The sequence below is a fragment of the Actinotalea fermentans genome (genome assembly GCF_007991475.1).
GTDB lineage: Bacteria > Actinomycetota > Actinomycetes > Actinomycetales > Cellulomonadaceae > Actinotalea > Actinotalea fermentans.
This window is the reverse complement of record NZ_BJYK01000001.1, coordinates 677,869-700,450: the sequence shown is the minus strand read 5'-3', so window position 1 is coordinate 700,450 and position 22,582 is coordinate 677,869. Positions and strand designations below refer to the sequence as shown.

21 protein-coding genes are annotated in these 22,582 nt (G+C 73.4%); 14 read left to right on the top strand and 7 right to left on the bottom strand.

Features of this window, described 5'->3' with window-relative positions:
* The first annotated feature begins 28 nt into the window (after window positions 1–28).
* The 9 genes from AFE02nite_RS03290 to AFE02nite_RS03250 all read left to right on the top strand — a co-directional run bounded on the left by AFE02nite_RS03290 (window position 29) and on the right by AFE02nite_RS03250 (window position 8,915).
* Window positions 29–625: a CDP-alcohol phosphatidyltransferase family protein gene (locus AFE02nite_RS03290; RefSeq protein WP_261765409.1), complete on the top strand. Its 597-nt coding sequence runs from the start codon at window positions 29–31 to the stop codon at window positions 623–625.
* The gene (locus tag AFE02nite_RS03285; protein ID WP_146819074.1) at window positions 622–1,494 is read left to right on the top strand and encodes a DUF881 domain-containing protein; all 873 of its coding nucleotides are present in this window, start codon (window positions 622–624) and stop codon (window positions 1,492–1,494) included. The genes AFE02nite_RS03290 and AFE02nite_RS03285 overlap by 4 nt, the downstream gene beginning before the upstream one ends.
* A complete protein-coding gene (locus AFE02nite_RS03280; protein WP_034244003.1) occupies window positions 1,491–1,823 on the top strand; it encodes a small basic family protein in 333 nt (110 codons plus the stop codon). Before AFE02nite_RS03285 ends, AFE02nite_RS03280 begins: the two co-directional genes overlap by 4 nt.
* A gap of 3 nt (window positions 1,824–1,826) precedes the next feature.
* Window positions 1,827–2,591 (top strand): DUF881 domain-containing protein, encoded by a 765-nt coding sequence (locus tag AFE02nite_RS03275; protein WP_052113459.1) that lies wholly within the window; start codon window positions 1,827–1,829, stop codon window positions 2,589–2,591.
* Window positions 2,592–2,684: 93 nt separating this feature from the next.
* Window positions 2,685–3,170, top strand: coding sequence for an FHA domain-containing protein (locus tag AFE02nite_RS03270; protein WP_052113458.1), 486 nt, complete (start codon window positions 2,685–2,687; stop codon window positions 3,168–3,170).
* Window positions 3,167–3,955, top strand: coding sequence for a transcriptional regulator FtsR (gene ftsR, locus AFE02nite_RS03265; protein WP_261765408.1), 789 nt, complete (start codon window positions 3,167–3,169; stop codon window positions 3,953–3,955). Before AFE02nite_RS03270 ends, ftsR begins: the two co-directional genes overlap by 4 nt.
* 106 nt (window positions 3,956–4,061) lie before the next feature.
* Window positions 4,062–4,577 (top strand): bifunctional nuclease family protein, encoded by a 516-nt coding sequence (locus AFE02nite_RS03260; RefSeq protein ID WP_034244002.1) that lies wholly within the window; start codon window positions 4,062–4,064, stop codon window positions 4,575–4,577.
* A 221-nt stretch (window positions 4,578–4,798) separates the two neighbouring features.
* Entirely contained in the window at window positions 4,799–5,362 is a 564-nt protein-coding gene (locus AFE02nite_RS03255; protein ID WP_034244025.1) for a MerR family transcriptional regulator, read from the top strand.
* A 154-nt stretch (window positions 5,363–5,516) separates the two neighbouring features.
* A complete protein-coding gene (locus tag AFE02nite_RS03250) occupies window positions 5,517–8,915 on the top strand; it encodes a pyruvate carboxylase (RefSeq protein WP_034244000.1) in 3,399 nt (1,132 codons plus the stop codon).
* Between the two features lie 42 nt (window positions 8,916–8,957).
* On the opposite strand, the gene AFE02nite_RS03245 is transcribed toward AFE02nite_RS03250, so the two are convergent.
* Window positions 8,958–9,224, bottom strand: coding sequence for a hypothetical protein (locus tag AFE02nite_RS03245; RefSeq protein WP_034243999.1), 267 nt, complete (start codon window positions 9,222–9,224; stop codon window positions 8,958–8,960).
* A gap of 26 nt (window positions 9,225–9,250) precedes the next feature.
* On the opposite strand from AFE02nite_RS03245, the gene AFE02nite_RS03240 reads away from it, so the two are divergent.
* The 3 genes from AFE02nite_RS03240 (at window position 9,251) to AFE02nite_RS03230 (ending at window position 12,835) form a co-directional block, all read left to right on the top strand.
* Window positions 9,251–11,809 carry a PEP/pyruvate-binding domain-containing protein gene (locus AFE02nite_RS03240; RefSeq protein WP_222594313.1) on the top strand — a complete coding sequence of 853 codons (2,559 nt, stop codon included), beginning with the start codon at window positions 9,251–9,253 and terminating at the stop codon, window positions 11,807–11,809.
* Window positions 11,810–11,898: 89 nt separating this feature from the next.
* Complete coding sequence (locus AFE02nite_RS03235) at window positions 11,899–12,381, top strand: GNAT family N-acetyltransferase (RefSeq protein WP_034243996.1); 483 nt, start codon at window positions 11,899–11,901, stop codon at window positions 12,379–12,381.
* A 55-nt stretch (window positions 12,382–12,436) separates the two neighbouring features.
* Entirely contained in the window at window positions 12,437–12,835 is a 399-nt protein-coding gene (locus AFE02nite_RS03230; protein ID WP_146819073.1) for an ArsR/SmtB family transcription factor, read from the top strand.
* Window positions 12,836–12,982: 147 nt separating this feature from the next.
* On the opposite strand, the gene AFE02nite_RS03225 is transcribed toward AFE02nite_RS03230, so the two are convergent.
* The 3 genes from AFE02nite_RS03225 to AFE02nite_RS03215 are packed head-to-tail and all read right to left on the bottom strand — an operon-like array spanning window position 12,983 to window position 16,251.
* Window positions 12,983–15,364, bottom strand: a complete 2,382-nt coding sequence (locus AFE02nite_RS03225) for an ATP-binding cassette domain-containing protein (protein WP_052113457.1) — start codon at window positions 15,362–15,364, stop codon at window positions 12,983–12,985.
* Window positions 15,365–15,388: 24 nt separating this feature from the next.
* Window positions 15,389–15,799, bottom strand: a complete 411-nt coding sequence (locus AFE02nite_RS03220) for a VOC family protein (RefSeq protein ID WP_186814453.1) — start codon at window positions 15,797–15,799, stop codon at window positions 15,389–15,391.
* Between the two features lie 5 nt (window positions 15,800–15,804).
* A complete protein-coding gene (locus AFE02nite_RS03215; RefSeq protein ID WP_034244019.1) occupies window positions 15,805–16,251 on the bottom strand; it encodes a helix-turn-helix transcriptional regulator in 447 nt (148 codons plus the stop codon).
* Between the two features lie 203 nt (window positions 16,252–16,454).
* Between AFE02nite_RS03215 and AFE02nite_RS03210 the strand changes: the two genes are divergently transcribed.
* Window positions 16,455–17,729 (top strand): MFS transporter, encoded by a 1,275-nt coding sequence (locus AFE02nite_RS03210; protein ID WP_034243992.1) that lies wholly within the window; start codon window positions 16,455–16,457, stop codon window positions 17,727–17,729.
* A 185-nt stretch (window positions 17,730–17,914) separates the two neighbouring features.
* Window positions 17,915–18,259, top strand: a complete 345-nt coding sequence (locus AFE02nite_RS03205; protein WP_034243991.1) for an RNA polymerase-binding protein RbpA — start codon at window positions 17,915–17,917, stop codon at window positions 18,257–18,259.
* Window positions 18,260–18,296: 37 nt separating this feature from the next.
* On the opposite strand, the gene AFE02nite_RS03200 is transcribed toward AFE02nite_RS03205, so the two are convergent.
* The 3 genes from AFE02nite_RS03200 to AFE02nite_RS03190 form a co-directional block, all read right to left on the bottom strand.
* Window positions 18,297–19,085, bottom strand: coding sequence for a polyprenol monophosphomannose synthase (locus AFE02nite_RS03200; RefSeq protein WP_034243989.1), 789 nt, complete (start codon window positions 19,083–19,085; stop codon window positions 18,297–18,299).
* Entirely contained in the window at window positions 19,085–20,647 is a 1,563-nt protein-coding gene (gene lnt / locus AFE02nite_RS03195; RefSeq protein WP_261765407.1) for an apolipoprotein N-acyltransferase, read from the bottom strand. The genes AFE02nite_RS03200 and lnt overlap by 1 nt, the downstream gene beginning before the upstream one ends.
* 350 nt (window positions 20,648–20,997) lie before the next feature.
* Entirely contained in the window at window positions 20,998–22,572 is a 1,575-nt protein-coding gene (locus AFE02nite_RS03190) for an amidohydrolase (RefSeq protein WP_146819071.1), read from the bottom strand.
* Between the last annotated feature and the right edge of the window lie 10 nt (window positions 22,573–22,582).

Genomic DNA, 22,582 nt, shown 5'->3' with positions numbered 1-22,582 from the left:
CCACCAGGAATCGGCTGGGGAGGGGACAGTGATCGAGACGGGCTCGGCGGCAGCGCGCACCCGCCCTGACTGGGCGACCGTGCCCAACCTCGTCAGCGTCCTCCGGCTGCTCCTCGTGCCCGTGTTCGCCGTGCTCGCGCTCCGGGGGCACGACGCCTGGGCCCTGCTCGTGCTCGTCGTCGCGGGCGCCAGCGACTGGGTGGACGGCCGGCTCGCGCGCGCCCTGAACCAGCAGTCCCGGCTGGGCGAGCTCCTCGACCCTTCCGCCGACCGGCTCTTCATCCTGGTCACCTTGCTGGTGCTGGCCAGCCGCGACGTCGTCCCGTGGTGGCTGGTCGTCGTCATCGTGGGCCGTGACCTCCTGCTGACGCTGGTGCTCGCTGTGCTGATGGCCCGCAGGATCGGACCGCTGCCCGTGCACTTCGTGGGCAAGGCAGGCACGTTCGCGCTGCTGTACGCCCTGCCGATGCTGCTCCTGGCGCGCTGGCCGGGCTGGCTCGGCACCACGGCGGACGTCGTCGGCTGGGCGATGGCCGTCTGGGGCATCGCGCTCTACTGGCTCGCGGGCGCGGTGTACGTCCGGCAGGCCGTGAGCGAGCTGCGCCGGGGGAGCCGCGGGCGATGACGGGCCGGCGTGTGGGGCGCCCGCTCGACGCCTCGATGGGCCTCCTGAACGACATCGCGAACCGCGCGCTCGAGCCCGACTACGCCCTCGCGGCCGCCCGGACCCGCGCGCACCCGGCGAGCACGCGCCGGCGAGCCGGTCGTACCGCGACGGCCATGCTGGTCGCCGTCCTCCTCGGGGCCACGATCATGGTCGCCGTGCTCCAGCTGCGCCAGCCCACGGGCACGGGCGAGTCGCCCCGTGAGCTGCTGGCGCGCGAGATCGCCGAGCGCACGGGGGAGGCGACCGAGCTCGCCGCCACGCGGGACCGGCTGACCGCGGAGATCAGTGCGATCCAGGAGGAGGCGCTGTCGACGGACCAGAGCTTCCTGGCGCGCCTCGCGGAGACCGAGATCTGGTCGGGCGCGAGCCCGGTCAGCGGCCCCGGGCTCGTGCTCGTGCTCGAGGACGGGCCGGATGCCGTCGAGGACGACGACCCTGAGGCGCGGGTGCAGGACGTGGACCTCCAGGTCGTCACCAACGCGCTCTGGGCGGCCGGCGCCGAGGCGATCGCCGTCAACGGCCACCGCCTCACGTCGCTCAGCGCGATCCGCAGCGCGAGCCAGGCGGTCCTGGTCGACCTGGCGCCCGTCCTGCCTCCGTACCGCGTCGAGGCCATCGGGGACGTGCGCGCGATGCAGACGTCCTTCGCGCGCTCCTCCGCGGCCAACCACCTGACGTTCCTCACGGGGACCTACGGGATCACGGTCAGCACGTCGTCGGAGACCGAGCTCCGCCTGCCCGGCGCCCCGAGCGCGGCCCTGCAGTACGCGGGACCCGTCACGGGTGTGGCATCGTCGGACGCGTCCGAGGAGAAGGGTTCGTCATGATCGCGCTGATCGGCCTCGTCGTGGGTGCCGTGATCGGCCTGTACCTCGACCCGACGGTCCCCGTCGGGTTGGCGCCCTACCTGCCGATCGCCGTCGTCGCCGCCCTCGACGCCCTCTTCGGCGGGCTGCGGGCCCTCCTCGACGGGATCTTCGACGACCGCGTGTTCGTGGTCTCGTTCCTGTCGAACGTCGTGGTCGCCGCGCTGATCGTGTTCCTGGGGGACCAGCTCGGTGTCGGGACGCAGCTCTCGACGGCCGTCGTCGTCGTCCTCGGGATCCGCATCTTCTCCAACGCCGCGGCCATCCGCCGCCACCTGTTGAAGGCCTGACCCGTGCCGCCCGACCACCGCCTGGCGAACGAGGAGCCGGCGCCGAACCCCTGGCGGGTCCTTGCGCGCGCGGCCATGCCCAGGGCGACCCGTGGGCAGCTGCTCACCGGGGTGCTCTGCGCCGTCCTCGGCTTCGCCGTCGTGGTGCAGGTGCAGGCGAACCGAGCGGATCCGCTGTCCACGCTGCGCCAGGACGAGCTCGTGCGACTCCTCGACGACGTCACGCGCAACGGCGAGCAGCTCGCCGACCAGGTCGCCGAGCTGCGCGGACAGCGCAACGACCTGGTGACCGCGTCGGACGGTGACCGGGCCGCGCGGGACGCGGCCCGGGAGCGCGCCGAGGTGCAGGGCATCCTGGCGGGCCGCCTGCCCGCGGAGGGCCCGGGGATCGAGCTGGTGATCGCTGACCCCGGCGACGAGGTGGCGGCGACGACGCTGTACACGGTCCTGGAGGAGCTGCGGAACGCGGGCGCCGAGGCGGTGCAGCTGGCGGACCTGCGGATCACCGCCTCGAGCTACATCGTCGACGCCCCGGGGGGTGTGGAGGTCGACGGCGTCCTGGTGGAGTCCCCCTACCGGTGGCTCGCGATCGGCGACCCGGACACGATGACGACGGCGCTCGGCATCCCCGGTGGGGCCCTCGCCGTCGTCCGCAACGCCGGTGGGACGACCAGCGTGACCCCGAGCGACCTGGTGCAGATCACCGCCGTGCGCGCTGTCGACGCGCCCCGCTACGCGACGCCGGTCCCCGCCGACGAGGTGGGCTGACCGCCCGCTGCCGCCCAGGGCTGCCGGGACCCCCCGCGGGCGCCTAGGCTGTGCTGCACGAACCCCGGCCGACGCCGACCTCGAGGAGGACCGATGACACAGCGCGATCCGTCCGAGGGCCGCTGGACCGCCGCCGAGACCACGATCAGCTTCGGCGAGGGGGTCGTCGGCCCGGTGGAGCACGACGCTCCCGCCGGCCTGACGCCCGAGGAGCAGGCTGCGGTCACCGCCCTGCCGCCGACGTCGGCGCTGCTCATCGTGCAGCGCGGTCCGAGCGCGGGAGCGCGCTTCCTGCTCGACGCGGACCGGACCGTCGCAGGCCGCAGCCCGGACGCGGACATCTTCCTCGACGACGTCACCGTGTCCCGCAAGCACGTGGAGTTCGTGCGCGACGGCGACGGCTTCGTCGTCCGGGACGTCGGCTCGCTCAACGGCACGTACGTCAATCGCGACCGGATCGAGCGAGCGACCCTGCGGGCCAACGACGAGGTCCAGATCGGCAAGTTCCGGATGACCTTCCACCCGAGTCCGGTGCGCGCGGGCGGCGCCGCGGACCAGGGAGCGGGCACCGCGTCGTGAGCCCCGTCGTCCGACCCGAGCCGGACGGTGCGTCGGAGCCCGCCGTCGACGTGGCTGCGCGGCCGCGGCTCGTCGAGCCCTGGCCGCCGGGCGTCTCGCGCGAGCCGACGATGCGCATCTCGGACGTCCTGGCAGACCTCGGCGGCGACTTCCCGGCCCTCACGCCGTCCAAGCTGCGCTTTCTCGAGGAGCAGGGCCTCGTGGAGCCTCGGCGGACCGCGGGGGGATACCGGCAGTACAGCCGGGCCGACCTCGAGCGGCTCCGGTTCGTGCTCACCCAGCAGCGCGACAGGTACCTTCCGCTGCGCGTGATCCGCGAGCAGCTCGACGCCCTCGACGCGGGGGAGACCGGGCAGGCTCCCGCACCCCGGCTCGCCGCGGCCGACGGTGAACGCGCGACGAGCCCGGGGCCGACGGGGGGCCGGTGGACCGTCGCGGGTCTGGCCGAGCACGTGGGGACCGGCGAAGAGGTCGTCACCGCGCTCCTCGAGGCCGGCATCCTCCGCCGGGACGCCGCCGGGCACCTGGAACCGTGGTCCCGGGAGGCGCTCGAGGTGGCGGTGGCGCTCGCCGAGCACGGTGTGGAGCCGCGCCACCTGCGCCCGCTGCGCAGTGCCGTGGACAAGCAGGTCGACATGGTCGGTCAGATCGTGGCGCCCCTGCGGGGCCAGCGCGCCGTCGCCGCGCAGGCGCACGCTGCGTCCGTGGCGGACGAGCTCGCGGAGCTCTTCAGCCGGCTGCACACCGTCCTGGTCCGTGGCGGGGTCTCGGACCTGCCGCTGTGAGCCGGGCGACGGCCGCGGACGGTCGACGCCGACACCGCCTCCCTGGACACGGCTAGGCCGGGCGGAAGGGGTGCTCTCGTCGCGCCGGAGTCGTAGCGTGAGCGGTATGCACGAGGACCTCGTCGAGCTGCAGGTGCTGGGAGTGCGGCGCCAGGTGCCGCTCGACCAGGTCGTGGTGCTGCTCCTCGACATGGCCGGCGGGCGGGTGCTCCCGATCGTCGTCGGGCTGACGGAGGGCCAGGCGATCGCGGCCGGCCAGGCGGGCGTCGTCCCGCCTCGCCCGATGACGCACGACCTGCTGGCCTCCGTCCTGCAGTCGCTCGGCGCGGTGCTGGAGCGCGTCGAGATCGTCGCCCTCATCGACGGCGTCTTCCACGCCGAGCTCGTGCTCGGCGACGGACGGCGCATCGACTCGCGGGCGTCCGACGCGATCGCCCTGGCGGTGCGCACGTCCAGTCCGGTGCTCTGCGAGCGTTCGGTGCTGGAGGACTCGGCGCTCGACGTGCAGGACGCGGCGAGCGACGAGGACGAGGAGGTGGAGGAGTTCCGCGCGTTCCTCGACACGGTGAACGCGGACGACTTCGTCGGCACGGACGAGGGCGACAAGGGCCCCAGCTCCTGACGCCGCGACCTGACGCCGAAACGGGCGAATTCGGCCCACATCGGACACAACCATCAGGTTCAACCGAAGATTGAGACTTGGACCGCGAAACACGCCGTCGCGCGCCCGCGTGGCGTCGTTGACGGCCCCAGGGGCCGGCCATAGCGTGATCGGTGAGATCATCGACCTACGGCGCTGGCCGGGGCGGACGAGGGGAGCGGCGCGTGAGCACCGGAGAGACGATGCCGGAGACTGCCGGCATCCCGCAGCGCGCCCAGGGTCTTCTCTTCGGTGACGACCTGCCGGACCTGGACACGACCACCGGCTACCGCGGGCCCACGGCCTGCCGCGCCGCGGGGATCACCTACCGCCAGCTCGACTACTGGGCCCGCACGGGCCTGGTCGAGCCGTCGATCCGGCCCGCCAGCGGGTCCGGCACGCAGCGGCTCTACTCGTTCCGCGACATCCTCGTCCTGAAGGTGGTCAAGCGCCTCCTGGACACCGGCGTCTCCCTCCAGCAGATCCGCACCGCCGTCGGGCACCTGCGCGAGCGTGGTGTGGAGGACCTGGCCCAGATCACGCTCATGAGCGACGGCGCCTCGGTGTACGAGTGCACCTCCGCCGACGAGGTCATCGACCTCGTCCAGGGCGGCCAGGGTGTCTTCGGCATCGCGGTGGGCCGGGTGTGGCGCGAGGTCGAGGGAACGCTCGCCTCGCTGCCCACGGAGCGCGCGGACGACGGCGAGGCCCTCGTGGACGGCGACGACGAGCTCTCGGTCCGCCGTCGGGCCCGGCACGCGGGCTGAGCCGGTCCCGGCAGCACGTACTCTTCTCCCATGCGCACGTCGCTTGACGTGTTCATGGCGTGCGCTTGAGGTCCGTGGGGCGGACGCTCCGTCGCGACCGCGCACGAGCAGTTAGCGTTCTGCCACCCGACCCGCCGACCACGAGGTGAGCCGCGTGTTCTCTAAGGTGCTCGTCGCCAACCGTGCCGAGATCGCGGTCCGGGGTTTCCGTGCCGCATACGAGCTCGGAGCCCGGACCGTCGCTGTCTTCCCCTACGAGGACCGCAACTCCGAGCACCGACTGAAGGCCGACGAGGCCTACTCGATCGGCGAGCCGGGCCACCCCGTCCGCGCGTACCTCGACGTCGCGGAGATCATCCGGGTCGCCCGCGAGTCGGGTGCCGATGCCGTCTACCCGGGCTACGGCTTCCTGTCGGAGAACCCGGAGCTCGCGCGGGCCTGCGCCGAGGCCGGGATCACGTTCGTCGGCCCGCCCGCCGACGTGCTCGAGCTCGCCGGCAACAAGGTCCAGGCGCTCCAGGCCGCTCGCGCTGCGGGCATCCCGGTCCTGCCCTCGTCGGCGCCCTCGTCCGACGTCGACGAGCTCGTGGCCGCAGCCGAGGAGGTCGGCTTCCCGCTGTTCGTCAAGGCGGTCGCCGGCGGCGGGGGACGGGGCATGCGCCGGGTCGACGACGCGGCACGGCTGCCCCAGGCGCTCGCCGCGGCGATGCGCGAGGCCAAGGGCGCCTTCGGTGACCCGACCGTGTTCCTCGAGCGCGCCGTCCTGCGCCCCCGGCACATCGAGGTGCAGATCCTCGCCGACGCGAGCGGGGACGTGGTGCACCTGTTCGAGCGCGACTGCTCGGTCCAGCGGCGCCACCAGAAGGTGATCGAGATCGCTCCGGCGCCCGACCTGGACCCCGCGCTGCGGGACGCCCTGTGCCGGGACGCCGTGACCTTCGCGCGCAGCATCGGCTACGTCAACGCGGGCACGGTCGAGTTCCTCGTGGACACGGTGGGCGATCGCGCCGGTCAGCACGTGTTCATCGAGATGAACCCCCGGATCCAGGTCGAGCACACGGTGACCGAGGAGGTCACCGACATCGACCTCGTCCAGTCCCAGATGCGGATCGCGTCGGGGGAGACCCTCGCGGAGATGGGCATCGCCCAGGAGAGCGTCCGTGTGAACGGCGCCGCCCTGCAGTGCCGCATCACCACGGAGGACCCGGCGAACGCCTTCCGGCCCGACACCGGGCGGATCGTCGGCTACCGCTCGCCGGGCGGCGCGGGCGTCCGGCTGGACGGCGCCACGGCCAGCGCCGGCGCCGAGGTGACCGGCCACTTCGACTCGATGCTCGTCAAGCTCACCTGCCGTGGCCGGGACTTCCCGACGGCCGTCCGGCGCGCCCGGCGCGCACTCGCGGAGTTCCGCATCCGCGGCATCCGCACGAACATCCCGTTCCTGCAGGCCGTGCTCGCCGACGACGAGTTCGTCGCCGGGCACCTGTCCACCTCGTTCATCGAGGAGCGCCCGCAGCTGCTGGCCGCCCGCGTCAGCGCTGACCGCGGGACGCGGCTGCTCACCTACCTCGGCGACGTCACGGTCAACCGGCCCTACGGGCCGCCCGCGGACCTGCCGGACGCGGTGCGCAAGCTGCCCGCCGTGGACCTGTCCGCCCCCGCACCGGCGGGCAGCCGGCAACGGCTCCTCGAGCTCGGGCCGGAGGGCTTCGCGCGTGCGCTGCGCGAGCAGACGGGCGTGGCGGTCACGGAGACCACGTTCCGCGACGCCCACCAGTCGCTCCTCGCCACGCGCGTGCGCACGCACGACCTCGTGAAGGTCGCGCCCTACGTCGCGCGGCTCACGCCCGGCCTGCTCAGCATGGAGACGTGGGGCGGCGCCACGTACGACGTCGCACTGCGGTTCCTCGGGGAGGACCCCTGGGAGCGGCTCGCCGCGGTGCGCGAGGCGCTGCCGAACGTCGCGCTGCAGATGCTGCTGCGCGGCCGCAACACCGTGGGCTACACGCCGTACCCGGAGGAGGTGACGCGGGCCTTCGTGCGCGAGGCGTCGGCGACCGGGATCGACATCTTCCGGATCTTCGACTCGCTGAACGACGTCGCCCAGATGCGTCCCGCCATCGACGCCGTGCGGGAGCAGGGCGTGTCGATCGCCGAGGTGGCGCTCTGCTACACCGGCAACCTCACCGACCCGGCCGAGGACCTGTACACGCTCGACTACTACCTGCACCTCGCCGAGCAGATCGTCGAGGCCGGCGCCCACGTGCTGGCCATCAAGGACATGGCCGGCCTGCTCCGGCCGCCCGCGGCACGCCTGCTCGTGTCGGCCCTGCGCGAGCGGTTCGACCTCCCCGTGCACCTGCACACGCACGACACGCCTGGCGGCCAGCTCGCGACGCTCGTCGCGGCCATCGACGCCGGCGTCGACGCCGTCGACGCGGCCAGCGCCGCCATGGCCGGGACGACGAGCCAGCCGGCCCTCTCCGCGCTCGTCGCCGCGGTCGAGCACACCGAACGTGACAGCGGGCTGAGCCTGCGCGCGGTGTGCGACCTGGAGCCGTACTGGGAGGCGATCCGCCGCGTCTACCGCCCGTTCGAGTCGGGCCTGCCCGGACCGACGGGCCGGGTCTACGACCACGAGATCCCGGGCGGACAGCTGTCGAACCTGCGTCAGCAGGCGATCGCGCTCGGGCTCGGGCACCGCTTCGAGGAGATCGAGGCGATGTACGCGGCCGCCGACCGGATCCTCGGCCGCCTGGTCAAGGTCACGCCGTCGAGCAAGGTCGTGGGTGACCTCGCGCTGCACCTCGTGGCGCGGGGGGCGGACCCGGCGCACTTCGCGGAGCACCCCGAGGAGTACGACGTGCCGGACTCGGTCGTCGGCTTCCTCGAGGGCGAGCTGGGGGACCCGCCCGGCGGCTGGCCGGAGCCGTTCCGCACGCGCGCTCTGCAGGGCCGTGCGCCGCGGCGGCGTCAGGTGCCGCTGAGCGACCAGGACCGCGCGGACCTGGACGGCGACTCGGCGACCCGGCGTGAGCGGCTGAACCACCTGCTCTTCCCGGGGCCCACCAAGGAGTTCCGCCAGTTCCGGGCGAGCTTCGGTGACCTCAGCGTCCTGGACACCGAGCGCTACCTGTACGGCATGACGCCCACGTCCGAGGTCGAGGTCCAGCTGGACCGCGGCGTGCACCTGCTGGTGGGCCTCGAGGCCGTCGGCGAGCCGGACGAGCGGGGCATGCGCACCGTCATGTTCACCCTGAACGGCCAGCTGCGCCCCATCCAGGTCAGGGACCGCACGGTCGAGGTCGACCAGGCGATGGCCGAGAAGGCGGACCCGGGGCACCCGGGCCAGATCGCCGCCCCCTTCGCCGGCGCGGTCACCCCGACCGTCCTCGAGGGGCAGAAGGTCCAGGCGGGTCAGACCGTGGCGACCATCGAGGCGATGAAGATGGAGGCTGCAATCACGACGCCGGTCGCGGGCACCGTCCGCCGCGTCGCGATCGCGAACGTCCAGCAGCTCGAGGGCGGCGACCTGGTGATGGTCATCGCCTAGGACGATGCGCGTCCGTCGTCGGGCTCAGTCGTCGCGGAGGGCTCAGTCGTCGCTGGTGCGGCGCGGCCTGTCGCGCCAGATCCACCTGAGGCCGGCCACGACCGCGACGGCGCCGAGGCCGACGACCGCCCACGTCGCGGCGATCGCATCGCCCTTGGCGATGACGTCCCACTGCCAGCCGATGACGACGACACCGACGAGGGTGAGCGCGCCGCCCGTCCACCACCAGCGCTCGGTCAGGGGCGTCGGGCCGACCTTCTCCTCGGGTGCGTCGTCGTCGGGGGAGCGGTCGGGGGAGCGGTCGGCCATGGGCCACAGCCTGCCATGATTCCCCCATGACAGCCGCGATGGCCGCGCACGGTCGCATCACGACGGGCTCCCGAGGCGTCGACACCGTCATCGACGGGCTGCGGCTGGGCGACAACGTCGTGTGGCAGGTCGACGCCGTCGACGACTACCGGGCCGCCGTGGACGCCTTCGTCGAGGCCACCCTGACGGGCGGGCGCCGGCTGGTCTACGTGCGGTTCGGCGACCACGAGCCGCTCGTCGACGACCCCCGGGCCGTGCGGGTCGACGTCGACGCGTCCCAGGGCTTCGAGCGCTTCGCGACGGACGTGCACGAGCTCGTCGCGGGGGAGGGGCCCGGCGTCTTCTACGTGTTCGACGCGCTGACCGACCTCCTGCGGTACTGGCACTCCGACCTCATGATCGGCAACTTCTTCAAGGTGACGTGCCCGTTCCTGTACGAGCTCGACACGATCGCCTACTTCGCGCTGCGCCGCGACGAGCACACGTTCGGCACCGTGGCGAGCATCCGGGAGACGACCCAGCTCCTGCTCGACCTCTACCGCATCGACGGCCGCACGTACGTCCACCCGCTCAAGGTCTGGCAGCGGTACTCGCCGACGATGTTCTTCCCGAACCTCATCACCGGCGACGACGCGGTCTGCATCACCGCGTCCGCCGAGGCGGCCGAGCTGTTCTCGCGGCTGCGCCGCTCCGGCGCCCGGCGCGACCCGTGGGCGATCGCGTTCGACCGCGCACGGGACGCGCTCGAGCTGCCGGAGCACGCCCAGCACGCGGCCGCGCTCTCGCTCATGCGCATGGTCATCGGTGGCTCGTCCCGGATGTCCGAGCTGGCCGGTCGCTACTTCACGCTCGAGGACCTGCTGTCGATCGCGTCCCGGGAGGTGGGCACCGGCCTGATCGGCGGCAAGAGCGTCGGCATGCTCCTGGCGCGCCGCATCCTCGAGCATGACGGCGGGTCGCGGCTCGCGCGGTACCTCGAGCCCCACGACTCGTACTACCTGGGTTCTGACGTCTTCTACACGTACATCGTGCAGAACGGCTGGTGGCCCATCCGCGCACGTCAGCGCACCCGCGAGGGCTTCCACGCGCACGCGCCCGAGCTGCGCGAGAAGCTTCTGCACGGGGTGTTCCCGACGAACATCCGCGAGCAGTTCATGGAGATGCTGGAGTACTTCGGCCAGTCGCCGATCATCGTCCGCTCCAGCTCGCTCCTCGAGGACGACTTCGGCAACGCGTTCGCGGGGAAGTACGACAGCGTGTGGTGCGTCAACCAGGGGACGCCCGAGGAACGCTACAAGGCCTTCGAGAACGCGGTCCGGCAGGTCTACGCGAGCGCGATGAGCGAGGAGGCGCTGGACTACCGCGCCGCGCGAGGCCTCGTCGACCGCGACGAGCAGATGGCCATCCTGGTCCAGCGCGTCTCGGGCGACCAGCACGGCGACGACTACTACCCGCACCTCGCGGGGGTCGGGAACTCCCAGAACCTGTACATCTGGGACCCGTCGGTCGACGCCGAGGCGGGCATGGTCCGACTCGTCCTCGGCCTGGGCACCCGGGCGGTGGACCGCACCGTCGGCGACTACGCCAAGATCGTGTGCCTGGACGACCCGCTCCGGCTGCCGCCGATGAGCTACGGCGACGAGAAGAAGTACTCCCAGCGCGGGGTCGACGTGCTCTCGCTGCGGGAGAACACCTGGCGCAGCCGCGGTCTCGAGGAGGTGCTCGCGGGGGAGCTCAAGGCCGATCCCGGGCTCTTCGCGCGCGTCGACGAGGCCGCGGCCTCCCGGGCGCGCGAGCGGGGCAGGGGGGAGAGCGCGCGGTCGCACCTGCTCGACTTCCGACGCGTGCTGGAGGAGACGGAGCTGCCGGCGGTCCTCCGGGACGTGCTCGCCATCCTGTCCGCGGCGTACGAGCACCCAGTCGACGTGGAGTTCACCGTCAACTTCCGCGCCGACGGGTCGTTCAGCGTCAACGTCCTGCAGTGCCGTCCGCTGCAGACGCGCGGGGTCGGAGCGCCGGTGGCGATGCCGGAGACCATCGACCCGGGCTCGTGCGTCTTCCTGAGCGAAGGTCGCTTCATGGGGGGCAACGTGCGCATCCCGCTGGACAAGGTGATCGCGGTGCGCCCCGCCGAGTACCTGGACCTCGACCAGCGCGACAGGTACGAGGTCGCGCGGCACATCGGGCGACTCAACTCCGCCCTGCGCGGTGAGTCCGTGATGCTGCTCGGCCCGGGCCGGTGGGGCACGACGACGCCCGCCCTGGGCGTGCCGGTCCGCTTCGCGGAGATCTCGACGATGGCCGTGCTGGCGGAGTTCTCGGCGCCGGGTGCCGGGTTCATGCCCGAGCTCTCCTACGGCAGCCACTTCTTCCAGGACCTGGTCGAGGCCGGCATCTTCTACGTCGCGCTGTTCGACGGGGAGTCCGGGGTCACGTTCCGTCCGGAGCTCCTGTGGGACCGCCCGAACGAGCTGGCGGTGATCTCGCCCGAGAGCGCCCGGCTGTCGCACGTGCTGCACGTCGTGTCGACGCCTGGCCTGCAGGTCTCCTCCGACGTCGCGACGCAGCGCGTGGTGTGCCGCTGACCGTCCCCGCGGGCCCCAGACGCCCCGGGACAAGGGGCAGCGGCGGGCGGGACCTCCCGCCGCGCGTCGGGCGCTGCGATGATGGGCCCATGCGCGTGAAGCGCCTCGGCGAGGACGACTGGCGGCAGCTGCGGGACATCCGGCTGCGGTCGCTGACGGAGGACCACCCGGTCCTGGCGTCGCTCGAGCGCGAGCAGGGCTTCAAGGAGAGCCACTGGCGGATGCGGCTGCGGGGGAGCCCCTGGTTCGTGGCGACGCACAACCGCCGCACGGTGGGCCTGATGTCCGTGATCCAGGAGCCCGGGACGCCGGCCGACGAACGACACGTCGTCGGGCTCTGGGTAGCGCCGGAGATGCGGGGGAAGGGCGTGGGGGAGTCTCTCCTGGGCGCCGCCGCCGACGAGGCGCTATCGGACGGTGCTGTCCGGTTGACGTCGTGGCTCCTCGACGGCGACCACCCCGCCCAGGACGTCCTCGAGGCCGCCGGCTTCACGCCGTCCGGCGTCCGGATGCCGGTGCCGCGCGACCGGTCGCTGACGGAGGAGCGGTGGACCCGGGAGCTGGGCGCCTGATCCGCCACGCCGGGCGAGACATTGACACTCGTCAATACTGAGCGATGCTTGTGTCATGACGACGACCACCCGTGCCGGGGGAGGCGCCCAGGCCGACGCCCAGCCCGCGCGCCCTGAGCTGCCGTTGACCGATCTCACGGTGTGCTGCGCACCCGAGTCCGGTTCGGCCCTGAGCAGCGAGGAGGCCGAGCAGCTCGCGGCCGTGCTCAAGGCAGTGGCGGAACCCACGAGGCTGCGCCTGCTGTCGATGGTCGCCGCCAGCGCGGGACAGGAGGCGTGCGTCTGCGACCTGACCGAGCCGGTCGGCCTGTCGCAGCCCACCATCTCGCACCACATGAAGGTGCTCGTCGACGCCGGCCTGCTCGAGCGCGAGAAGCGCGGCGTCTGGGCGTACTACCGGCTGGTGCCGGAGCGCCTCGGTGCCGTCGCGGCCGCCCTGTCGCCGCCAGCCTGACGGACCGGAAGCGCCTGGGCCGCCCAGGGGAGCTCAACCCGGCGGGTCCCGGCGGCGCAATGTCATAACGTACATTATCGGCTTTGGCCGAGAGGCCCTCCCGCGGGCAGCGACGGGCCGCTCGACGGCGCAGACGGGCCGTGCGGGTCAGGCGCCCACGTACTCGGCGAGATGCCGGCCCGTGAGCGTCGACCGCGCCTCGACGAGCTCGGCCGGCGTGCCCTCGAACACGACGCGCCCGCCGTCGTGCCCGGCGCCCGGCCCCAGGTCGACGATCCAGTCCGCATGGGCCATGACCGCCTGGTGGTGCTCGATGACGACGACCGTCTTGCCTGCGTCGACCAGGCGGTCCAGCAGTCCGAGCAGCTGCGCGACGTCCGCCAGGTGCAGTCCGTTCGTCGGCTCGTCCAGGACGTACACGCCGCCCTGCTCGCCCATCCGGGTGGCGAGCTTGAGGCGCTGCCGCTCGCCCCCGGACAGCGTCGTCAGGGGCTGGCCGAGCGTGACATAACTGAGGCCCACGTCCGCCAGCCGCCCCAGGACGGCGGACGCCGCCGGCAGGCGCGCCGCACCGGACTCGAAGAACGAGTGCGCCTCGCTGACCGGCATCGACATCACCTCGGAGATGTCCTTGCCGCCGAGCCGGTACTCCAGGACCGACGCGTCGAAGCCCTTGCCCTCGCAGACCTCGCACGGGCTCTCGAACGTCGCCATGAACCCCAGCTCGGTGAAGACCACCCCCGCACCGTTGCAGACCGGGCACGCGCCCTCGGAGTTCGCGCTGAACAGCGACGGCTTGACGCCGTTCGCCTTGGCGAAGGCCTTGCGGACCGGCTCGAGCAGGCCCGTGTACGTCGCGGGGTTGCTGCGCCGGGAGCCGCGGATCGCGCTCTGGTCGATCGCCACGACGCCGTCGCGTCCCGCGACCGACCCGTGCACCAGCGAGCTCTTGCCGGAGCCGGCCACGCCCGTGACCACCACGAGCACCCCGAGCGGGATGTCGACGTCGACGTCCTGGAGGTTGTGCGTGCTGGCCCCACGGATCTCGAGGCGGCCCGTCGGTGTGCGCACGGCGGGCTTGAGGGCCGCGCGGTCGTCCAGGTGGCGCCCGGTCAGCGTGCCACTCCCCCGCAGCCTCTCCACGGAGCCCTCGAAGACCACCTCGCCGCCGCCGGAGCCGGCGCCGGGCCCCAGGTCGACCACGTGGTCGGCGATGGCGATCGCCTCGGGCTTGTGCTCGACCACCAGGACCGTGTTGCCCTTGTCCCGCAGCCGCAGCAGCAGCGTGTTCATCCGCGCGATGTCGTGCGGGTGCAGGCCGATCGTCGGCTCGTCGAAGACGTACGTGACGTCCGTCAGTGACGACCCCAGGTGCCGGATCATCTTGGTGCGCTGCGCCTCGCCGCCGGACAGCGTCCCGGAGGGCCGGTCCAGCGACAGGTAGCCCAGCCCGATCTCGACGAAGGAGTCGAGCAGGTGCCCGAGGCCGCCGAGCAAGGGGGCGACGGTGGGCTCGTCGAGGCCGCGGACCCAGTCGGCGAGGTCCGTGATCTGCATCGCGCAGGCGTCGGCGATGCTGATGCCACGGATCTTGCTGGCGCGGGCAGGTGCCGCCAGCCGGGTCCCCTCGCACTCCGGGCACGGGGCGAAGGTCACCGCGCGCTCGACGAACGCACGCACGTGGGGCTGCATGGCGTCGACGTCCTTGGAGAGCATCGACCTGGTGACCTTCGGGACCAGGCCCTCGACGGTCATCGACATGTTCTCGATCTTGACCTTGCGCGGCTCCGCGTGCAGCAACGCGTGCCGTTGGTCCTCGGTGAGGTCCCGGACCGGCACGTCGAGCGGGACGACGGCGCCGTAGACCTTCACGTACCAGCCGTCCGCGGTGTACCCGGGCACGCGGATCGCCCCGTCGCGCAGGGAGAGCGACTCGTCCAGGAGCTCGGCCAGGTCGATGTCCGAGACCGTCCCCATCCCCTCGCAACGCGGGCACATTCCGCCCGTCATCGAGTAGCTGCGGGCCTCCGCCTTCGCGTCCGCGCTCCGGGCGACCGTCACCCGGCCCGTCCCGGTCACCGACGGCACGTTGAACGAGTACGCCTGCGGCGGCCCGACGTGCGGGTCGCCGAGCCGGCTGAACAGGATGCGCAGCAGCGCGTTCGCGTCCGTGGCCGTGCCGACGGTGGAGCGCACGTTCGCGCCCATCCGCTCCTGGTCGACGATGATCGCCGTCGTCAGCCCCTCGAGGACGTCCACCTCGGGCCGGGCCAACGACGGCATGAAGCCCTGGACGAACGCGCTGTAGGTCTCGTTGATGAGCCGCTGGGACTCGGCGGCGATGGTGTCGAAGACGAGCGAGCTCTTGCCCGAGCCGGAGACGCCGGTGAACACCGTCAGCCGCCGCTTCGGGATCTCGACGCTGACGTGCTTGAGGTTGTTCACCCGCGCGCCGAGCACGCGGATGAGGTCGTGCGCGTCGGCCTCGTGCGCCGCACCTGCCGCGGGCTCACCGGTCTCGGACGTCATCGGCTCCCCCTCGGGCGCAGGTTCTCAGAGCTGCTGCTGGATGCGGACCATGTTCCCGGCCGGGTCACGGAACGCGCAGTCCCGCACACCGTAGGGCTGGTCGGCGGGCTCCTGCGCCACCTCGGCGCCGGTCGCCTCGACGGCCGCGAACGCACGGTCCACGTCGTCGGCCGCCAGGACGATGCTCGCGTAGCTGCCCTTGGCCATGAGCTCGGCGATGGTGCGCCGCTCGTCGTCGGTCAGCCCCGGGTCGGCGGACGGCGGGTTCAGCACGATCGCGGTGCCCGGTTGCCCGGGCGGGCCCACGGTGAGCCATCGCATGTCGCCGTAGCCGACGTCCTGGCGGAGCTCGAAGCCGAGGGCGTCGCGGTAGAAGGCGAGCGACGCCTCCGGGTCGGTGTGCGGGAGGAAGGTGTACTGGATGCTCAGGTTCATGCCGCTCACGCTAGGTTCAGCTCCTTCGCGGGTGCTTCTCGATTCCTGACCGGTCGCACCGCCGCTCTGACCAGGCACGACGGCGGCTCGCCCGCCCCGGCGGCCGCCGCTCGCTCCGCCTCGCGGCGCCGGTACTCGCTCGGCGGGACACCCACCAGCTCGGTGAAGCGGGTGCTGAAGGTGCCCAGTGACGAGCAGCCGACGGCGAAGCAGATCTCGGTGACGCTCAGGTCGCCGCGCCGCAGGAGCGCCATCGCGCGCTCGATGCGCCGCGTCATCAGGTACGCGTAGGGCGACTCGCCGAAGGCAGCTCGGAACTGCCGGCTCAGGTGCCCGGCCGACATGTGGGCACCCCGGGCCAGCGCGTCGACGTCGAGCGGCTGAGCGAAGTCCCGGTCGATCCTGTCCCGGACGCGCCGCAGCCGGGCCAGGTCGGCCAGCCGCTGCTCCATCGTGCCCACGCCCTGGATCGTCCCACGCACCGGCCTCTTTGACACGGGTGCCAGCGGGTCTTTCGTCGACGGGCGCGCGAGACCAGGCCCGCTGAGCACGCCGGAACCCCTGGGCCTGCGTCCCCTCCCCCATCGGTCACGTCGGCCGTCCGCGCGGGCATGGATCGATTCGAACGCGCTGTCGCGTGCGGAAGGATGTGCCCGTGGCACGCCTCCTGCTCGACCTCACGCCGCTTCGGGTGAGCGTGCCGTACCGCCGGATGTGGCTGGGCACCTCGGCCGCCGGGGTGGGCGGCGCGCTCACCGCGGTGGTCGTCGGGCTCCAGGTCTACGAGCTCACGGGCTCGACCGCCAGCGTCGGGCTCGTGGGCCTGGCGGCGCTCGGGCCGCTGGTCCTCATGGGCCTGTACGGCGGCGCCCTGGTCGACGCGCACGACCGTCGGCGCGTCATCCTCCTCACGGCGCTCGGGCAGCTCGCCTGCGCCGTCGGCCTGTCCGCGCAGGCGTTCGCGCACCTCGACGACGTCCGGGTCCTGTACGCGCTGGTCGCGGTCCAGGCGGGCCTCATGGGCGTCAACTCCCCCGCGCGGATGGCGATCGTGCCGCACCTGGTCGGCACCCGGCTCCTGCCCGCGGCGAACGCCCTGTCGAGCCTCTCGATGGGCATCGCGAGCACGGCGGGACCGCTGCTCGCCGGCGTGCTCGTCGCGGGTCCCGGGTACGGCGCGACCTACGCCGTCGAGGCCGTGCTCCTCCTCGGCGCGCTGGCCGGTCTCGCGTCGCTCCCGCCGATGCCGCCCCGGGGCGAGGTGGGGCGGCCCGGCCTCGCGAGCGTCCTGGAGGGCGTGCGGTTCCTGCGCACGCGACCCAACGTGCGCGCCACGTTCGTGGTCGACCTCGCGGCCATGGTGCTCGCGATGCCCCGGGTCCTGTTCCCCGCGATCGGCGCCACGCTCATCGGCGGCGGGGCGACGACGGTGGGTGTCCTCACCGCGGGGATCGCGGCGGGCGCCATCCTCGGCGGGCTCTTCTCCGGGCCACTCGGCCGGGTGCGGCTCCAGGGGCGGGCCGTGGTCGTCGCCGTCGTCGGCTGGGGGCTGTCCGTGGCCCTCTTCGGAGCCGTGGTGCTCGCCGCCCCGGACCGTCCGCCGTCGGACGGTGCCCACTGGACGCTCTGGCTCGCGGCGGCCTGCATGGTGGTCGCGGGCTCCGCGGACACCGTCAGCGCCATCTTCCGGTCCACGATCCTGCAGGCTGCGACGCCGGACGCGCTGCGCGGGCGACTGCAGGGGATCTTCATCGTCGTCGTGGCCGGCGGGCCCAGGCTGGGCGACGTCGTCCTGGGGGGTGCGGCGGAGGGCGTGGGTGAGGCGTGGGCTGCCGTGGCCGGAGGCCTGGCGTGCGCGACCGTCGTGGCGGCGTTCGCGTTCTGGCAACCGCGCTTCCTCGCGTACGACGCGGACCATCCCCGCGCCTGAGGAGCGCCCGTTCCGGTTGCGGTCGCCCGCACACCACGGGAACGTTGTGCCGACGAGCGGCAGGATTTTTCACCCCCGATGTTCACCGGACCTTCACGCGCTCCCGGAACACCGCCCGAGGGCGGCGCGTTGTGCAGGTACGACGAGCGAGGGACAGGTGCTCGTCCTGACGAGGGGAGGACGCGATGGCGGACCGATCGCTACGCGGGACCCGCATCGGCGCGCACAGCATGGAGTCCGAGGAGGGCGTCGAGTTCGCCGAGCGGTTCGAGGCGTACTACGACTGCCCGAACGGGCACACCATCGTGCTGCCCTTCGCCGCGCAGGCCGACGTCCCCGTGGTGTGGGAGTGCCGCTGCGGCGCCGAGGCGCTGCTGCGCGACGCGAGCAAGCCCGAGCCCAAGGCCACCAAGCCGCCGCGCACCCACTGGGACATGCTGCTCGAGCGCCGCACCGTCGGCGAGCTCGAGGAGCTCCTCACCGAACGCCTCGAGCTGCTCCGCGCCGGCAAGCTGCGCCGCTCTGCCTGACGCGCGTCCCTGTCGCACGACCGCCTGAGGGCGGTGCTCAGCTCCCCTGTTGTGGCCGCCGCACGGCGGCCACAACTCTGCGCAGACCGGAACGGACCTGGGACGCACGACGCGCCACGCCCCACGCCGTGACCCGCACGAGAGCCTCCGCCACGATCCGGTTGCTCATCTTCGACCGGCCCTGCGCGCGCTCGACGAACTCGATCGGCACCTCGCGGATGACCCCACCGGCCAGGTGCACCCGCCAGGCCATGTCCACCTGGAAGCAGTACCCCTGCGACTCGACCTCGTCCAGGCGCAGCGAGGCGAGGACGGGCGCCCGATAGGCGCGGAATCCCGCCGTCGCGTCGTGGACGGGCAGCCCCATGGCGATCCGGGTGAAGGTGTTCGCCCCGCGGGACAGCACCTCCCGTTGCCACGGCCAGTTGACCACGCTGCCGCCCGGCACCCACCGCGAGCCGATCACCAGGTCTGCCCGCGGCTGCGCACCGTCGACGCCCGCCATGACGGCGAGCAGCTGCGGGAGCTCCTCGGGCTGGTGGGACCCGTCCGCGTCCATCTCCACGACGACGTCGTAGCCACGCTCGAGCGCCCAGGCGAACCCCGCGACGTACGCCTTCCCGAGGCCCTGCTTGCCCGACCGGTGCAGCACGTGCACAGCCGGGTCGACGGTGGCCGCCCGCTCGGCGAGCTCCCCCGTGCCGTCGGGGCTGCCGTCGTCGACCACGAGGACGTCGGCCTCGGGCACAGCGGCCCGCAGCCGCGCCAGGGTGCCCGGGAGCGTCTCCGCCTCGTCGTACGTGGGCACCACGACGATCACCCGCATCATGCGTCCACCAGTGCCCGGTCGCTGCGGCGCACGCGGGCCGCGCCGGCCATCCCGGCGAGGACCACGGCGACGCCGAGTCCGCGGAACGCCCAGACGACGGCGTCACCGAAGCGCGTGGCCGGCGTGAGGGAGCTGCGCAACGGCAGAGCGGCGGACATCTGCTCGGCCGACCAGTGCTCCGTGCGCTCGAGGATGACGCCCGCCGGGTCGATGAGCGCGCTCACGCCGACGGTCGAGATCTGGACCGTCGCCCGGCCGTGCTCCATCGCCCGGATGCGCGACATCGCCAGCTGCTGCACGGACAGGTCCGTGCGCCCGAACGTCGCGTTGTTCGTCGGGATCACGATCAGCTCGGCGCCGTCCTGGACGGTGTTGCGGATGATGTCGTCGTAGGCGACCTCGAAGCAGATGCCCACGCCCAGGGTCACCGTGCGGTCCAGGCGGGGCACCTCGACGTCGAGCGCGCCGACGGCGCTGCCCGGGATCATGTCCGTGCGGACCCGGTCCACGGCGTCGGACACCGCGCGCGCGATCGACCGCAGCGGGATGTACTCGGCGAACGGCGTGGGGTGGAGCTTGTCGTAGCTCACGCCGGGACCCGTCTGCGGATCCCACAGCAGCGCGCTGTTGAGGCGCCCCCCGCTCTCCGGGTAGTGGTCAGTGCCCACGAGGATCGGTGCGCCCACGGCCTGCGCGGCTCGGGTCACCAGGTCGGCCGCCTCGGCGTCGGCCCGCGGGTCGATGTCCGTGCTGTTCTCCGGCCAGAGCACGACGTCGAGAGGCCGCTCGACGCGCTGCGCCAGCTGCTCGGTGCCGGTCACGTGGTTGCGGAGCACCTCGCGGGCCTGTGAGAACGAGTCGAGCCCGCGGTCCGGCACGTTGCCCTGGACGGCGCCGACCTCGAGCCGCCCGTCGGTGGGTGCGCTGCTCAGGGGAAGGAACACACCGGAGACCACGATCAGGGCGACGCCCAGCAGCGCCCCGCTCGCCCTGCCGAGGTTCGCGCGCCGCAGCGCCACGAGCCCGAGAGCCAGGACCGCCCCCGCCGCAGCCACGAGGAACGAGACCAGGGGGACGCCGCCGGCCCAGGCCCATCGACCCAGCGGGGAGTCCGCCTGCGCGAACGCGAGACGGCCCCACGGGAAGCCACCGAACGGCCAGACGGAGCGGAGCTCCTCGACTGCCACCCACAACGCTGCGAACACGGGGATCTGCAGGCGCGCGGCGCCCCAGATCACCTCGCCGCGGCGAGCCCACGCCCACGCTGCCGCGAACAGCGCGACCAGTCCCGCCTCGGCCGTCGCCAACGCCAGCCACGGCACGAGGCCGACGGCCGCCTCCACGAAGGTGACGTGCGGGACGAACAGCGCCAGGCCGAACACCAGGCCGACGAGGGCGTTCCAGCGCGCGCTGTCCCGGGCGAGCGCCACGAAGAGCAGGGCGAGTCCGAGGACCGTCAGCGGCCACCACCCGAGGCCGGGGAAGCCCGCCTCCGTGAGCACCCCTCCCCCGACGGCGAGAAGCAAGGTCGCGCGTCGGCGCGGAGTGGGCAGGAGCACCGCACGATCGTACGGCCAGACCAGCGGGCCGAGTGCCGGCTGCCGGCTGACACCGACCGACTGGCCCGCGCGTCCTTCGGACCGGTCGGGATGATCCATCCACGACCGTTGTCTACTGAACGCACGGGCCCAGCCGGTGTCCCCCGCGGGCACATCCGGCGCACCGGTCGGGCGCAGCCTGGGCGCGGCATCCGCGGGGAGGAACGATGGGAAAACTACCCGTTCCAGCGCCAGCGTCAAGGCGACGTCGTCGCAGGTCAGAGCCATATTCGCAGGTCACGCGGCCGTTGGTCCGTTCGGGTGATGACGGCCCTGTCGGCGTGTCGACGGCGTGTCGGACGGCGTGTCGCTCACGCCGTCTCGGCGTACAGGACGACGCCGTCCCGCACCGCGTGCACGCAGCGGGGCCGCTCCGCCGGGTCCGACAGGTCCGGCAGCCAGAGGCCCTCGCCGGGATGCTCGGCGGTGGCCCCGGCGCGCCCGCCGGCCGGCACGAGCGCACCGACCCGCCAGGCGGCGAACGACGCCGGGCCGCCGACGCGGAGCGTGCCCGGGTGCGCGCTCCGCGCGGCGCGGTGGCCGGCCCGCGTGGCGGCAGCGAACGCGGCCGCCAGGGAGAGCCGCTGACTGGGCTCGTGGTGGTGGACCGCCGCGCGCACGGCACCCCACGGGTCGACGCCCGCCGCCGGGCTGCCCGACCCGAAGACCAGCGGCACGCCTGCACCGGCCAGGTCCGCGAAGGCGTGGAGGTTGGCGGCCCGCACGGGACCCAACCGCCGGGCGAAGAGGCCGTCGGGCCCGCCCCACGCCGCGTCGGCCGTCGGCTGACCGCTGACGGTCAGTCCGAGGACGAGGATGCGGGCGAGGGCCGGCGTGTCCACCATCGCGGCGTGCTCGAGCCGGTGCCCGGCCGCGCGGATGGTCTCCACTCCCTCGACGTCGGCGGCAGCCTGGAAGCCCAGGAGCACCTCAGCCATGGCCCGGTCGCCGGTGACGGCCAGGACGGCCTGCAGGCGGGCGCGCGTGGCGGCACCGACGTGGTTGGCCACCTGCTCGGCCGTGAGGAGCAGGTCGCCGTGCCCGTGGCCGTCGTCCGCGTACGGCGCGCGCAGCGCGGCCCGGCCGTCGGCGATCGTCCCGTCCACGACCGCGCCGACGCCCGCCAGCCCGGGGATCTCCTCGGCCAGCCGACGCGCCTGGTCCGCGTCCTCGCAGACCTCCGCCCGGTACCCGACGACGGCGGGCAGCCCCGACGAGCGCTCGGCCGTCAGGCCGAGGAGCTGCGCGAGCCCGCTGCGGCTGTCCAGGTCCGGCGTGCTGATCTCGTGCACCCAGACCACGCCCTGCCGTGCGAACTCCGCGAGGCCGGCGCGCAGCAGAGCCTCCCGGCGACCGGCGTCGCCCACGAGAGCCTCCCGTGCGCGGGCGAGCGCCGGGCCGTGAACGGTCCCGTCCGACCCACCGTCCTCCGCATCCCCGCTCCCGGCCGCGTCGGCGAGTGCGCCCGTCACGACCGCTCGGCGCAGGTCGGCGCCGAGGACGTACGCGGCCCCGTGCCCGACGGCGCGGGCGACCTCCTCGCCCGTCGGCGGGCGGCCCTCCGGCCAGGTCGACTCGTCCCAGCCGTGCGCCACGACCACGCCGGAGCTCGCCGCGCCGGCCAGCCGGTCGAGCGCCTCCTGGAGCGATCGGGCCTGCCCCAGGTCGACCGAGGCGGCCGCGAGGCCCGTCTCGAGCACGTGCGCGTGCGCGTCCACGAAGCCCGGGGTCACGAGTGCACCGCCCAGGTCCACCACCGCGTCCACGGCCGAGGGTGCGTCGGCGTCCGCGCCGATCCAGGCGATCTCGGCGTCCTCGACGACGAGCGCCGTCGGCGTCCCGACCCCTGCCGCGTGGACGACGCCGTTCCGGTACACGGTGCGCACGTGGCGAAAC

Bases quoted from the DNA above. Each gene is read 5' to 3' on its own strand.
- AFE02nite_RS03200 (WP_034243989.1), bottom strand. From the start codon at position 19,085: ATGCGGGTGATCGTCGTGGTGCCCACGTACGACGAGGCGGAGACGCTC.
- AFE02nite_RS03260 (WP_034244002.1), top strand. From the start codon at position 4,062: ATGCACGAGGACCTCGTCGAGCTGCAGGTGCTGGGAGTGCGGCGCCAG.
- AFE02nite_RS03280 (WP_034244003.1), top strand. From the start codon at position 1,491: ATGATCGCGCTGATCGGCCTCGTCGTGGGTGCCGTGATCGGCCTGTAC.
- AFE02nite_RS03215 (WP_034244019.1), bottom strand. From the start codon at position 16,251: ATGGAGCAGCGGCTGGCCGACCTGGCCCGGCTGCGGCGCGTCCGGGAC.
- AFE02nite_RS03240 (WP_222594313.1), top strand. From the start codon at position 9,251: ATGACAGCCGCGATGGCCGCGCACGGTCGCATCACGACGGGCTCCCGA.
- AFE02nite_RS03255 (WP_034244025.1), top strand. From the start codon at position 4,799: ATGCCGGAGACTGCCGGCATCCCGCAGCGCGCCCAGGGTCTTCTCTTC.
- AFE02nite_RS03220 (WP_186814453.1), bottom strand. From the start codon at position 15,799: ATGAACCTGAGCATCCAGTACACCTTCCTCCCGCACACCGACCCGGAG.
- AFE02nite_RS03285 (WP_146819074.1), top strand. From the start codon at position 622: ATGACGGGCCGGCGTGTGGGGCGCCCGCTCGACGCCTCGATGGGCCTC.
- AFE02nite_RS03270 (WP_052113458.1), top strand. From the start codon at position 2,685: ATGACACAGCGCGATCCGTCCGAGGGCCGCTGGACCGCCGCCGAGACC.
- AFE02nite_RS03225 (WP_052113457.1), bottom strand. From the start codon at position 15,364: ATGACGTCCGAGACCGGTGAGCCCGCGGCAGGTGCGGCGCACGAGGCC.
- AFE02nite_RS03245 (WP_034243999.1), bottom strand. From the start codon at position 9,224: ATGGCCGACCGCTCCCCCGACCGCTCCCCCGACGACGACGCACCCGAG.
- AFE02nite_RS03205 (WP_034243991.1), top strand. From the start codon at position 17,915: ATGGCGGACCGATCGCTACGCGGGACCCGCATCGGCGCGCACAGCATG.
- AFE02nite_RS03230 (WP_146819073.1), top strand. From the start codon at position 12,437: ATGACGACGACCACCCGTGCCGGGGGAGGCGCCCAGGCCGACGCCCAG.
- AFE02nite_RS03235 (WP_034243996.1), top strand. From the start codon at position 11,899: ATGCGCGTGAAGCGCCTCGGCGAGGACGACTGGCGGCAGCTGCGGGAC.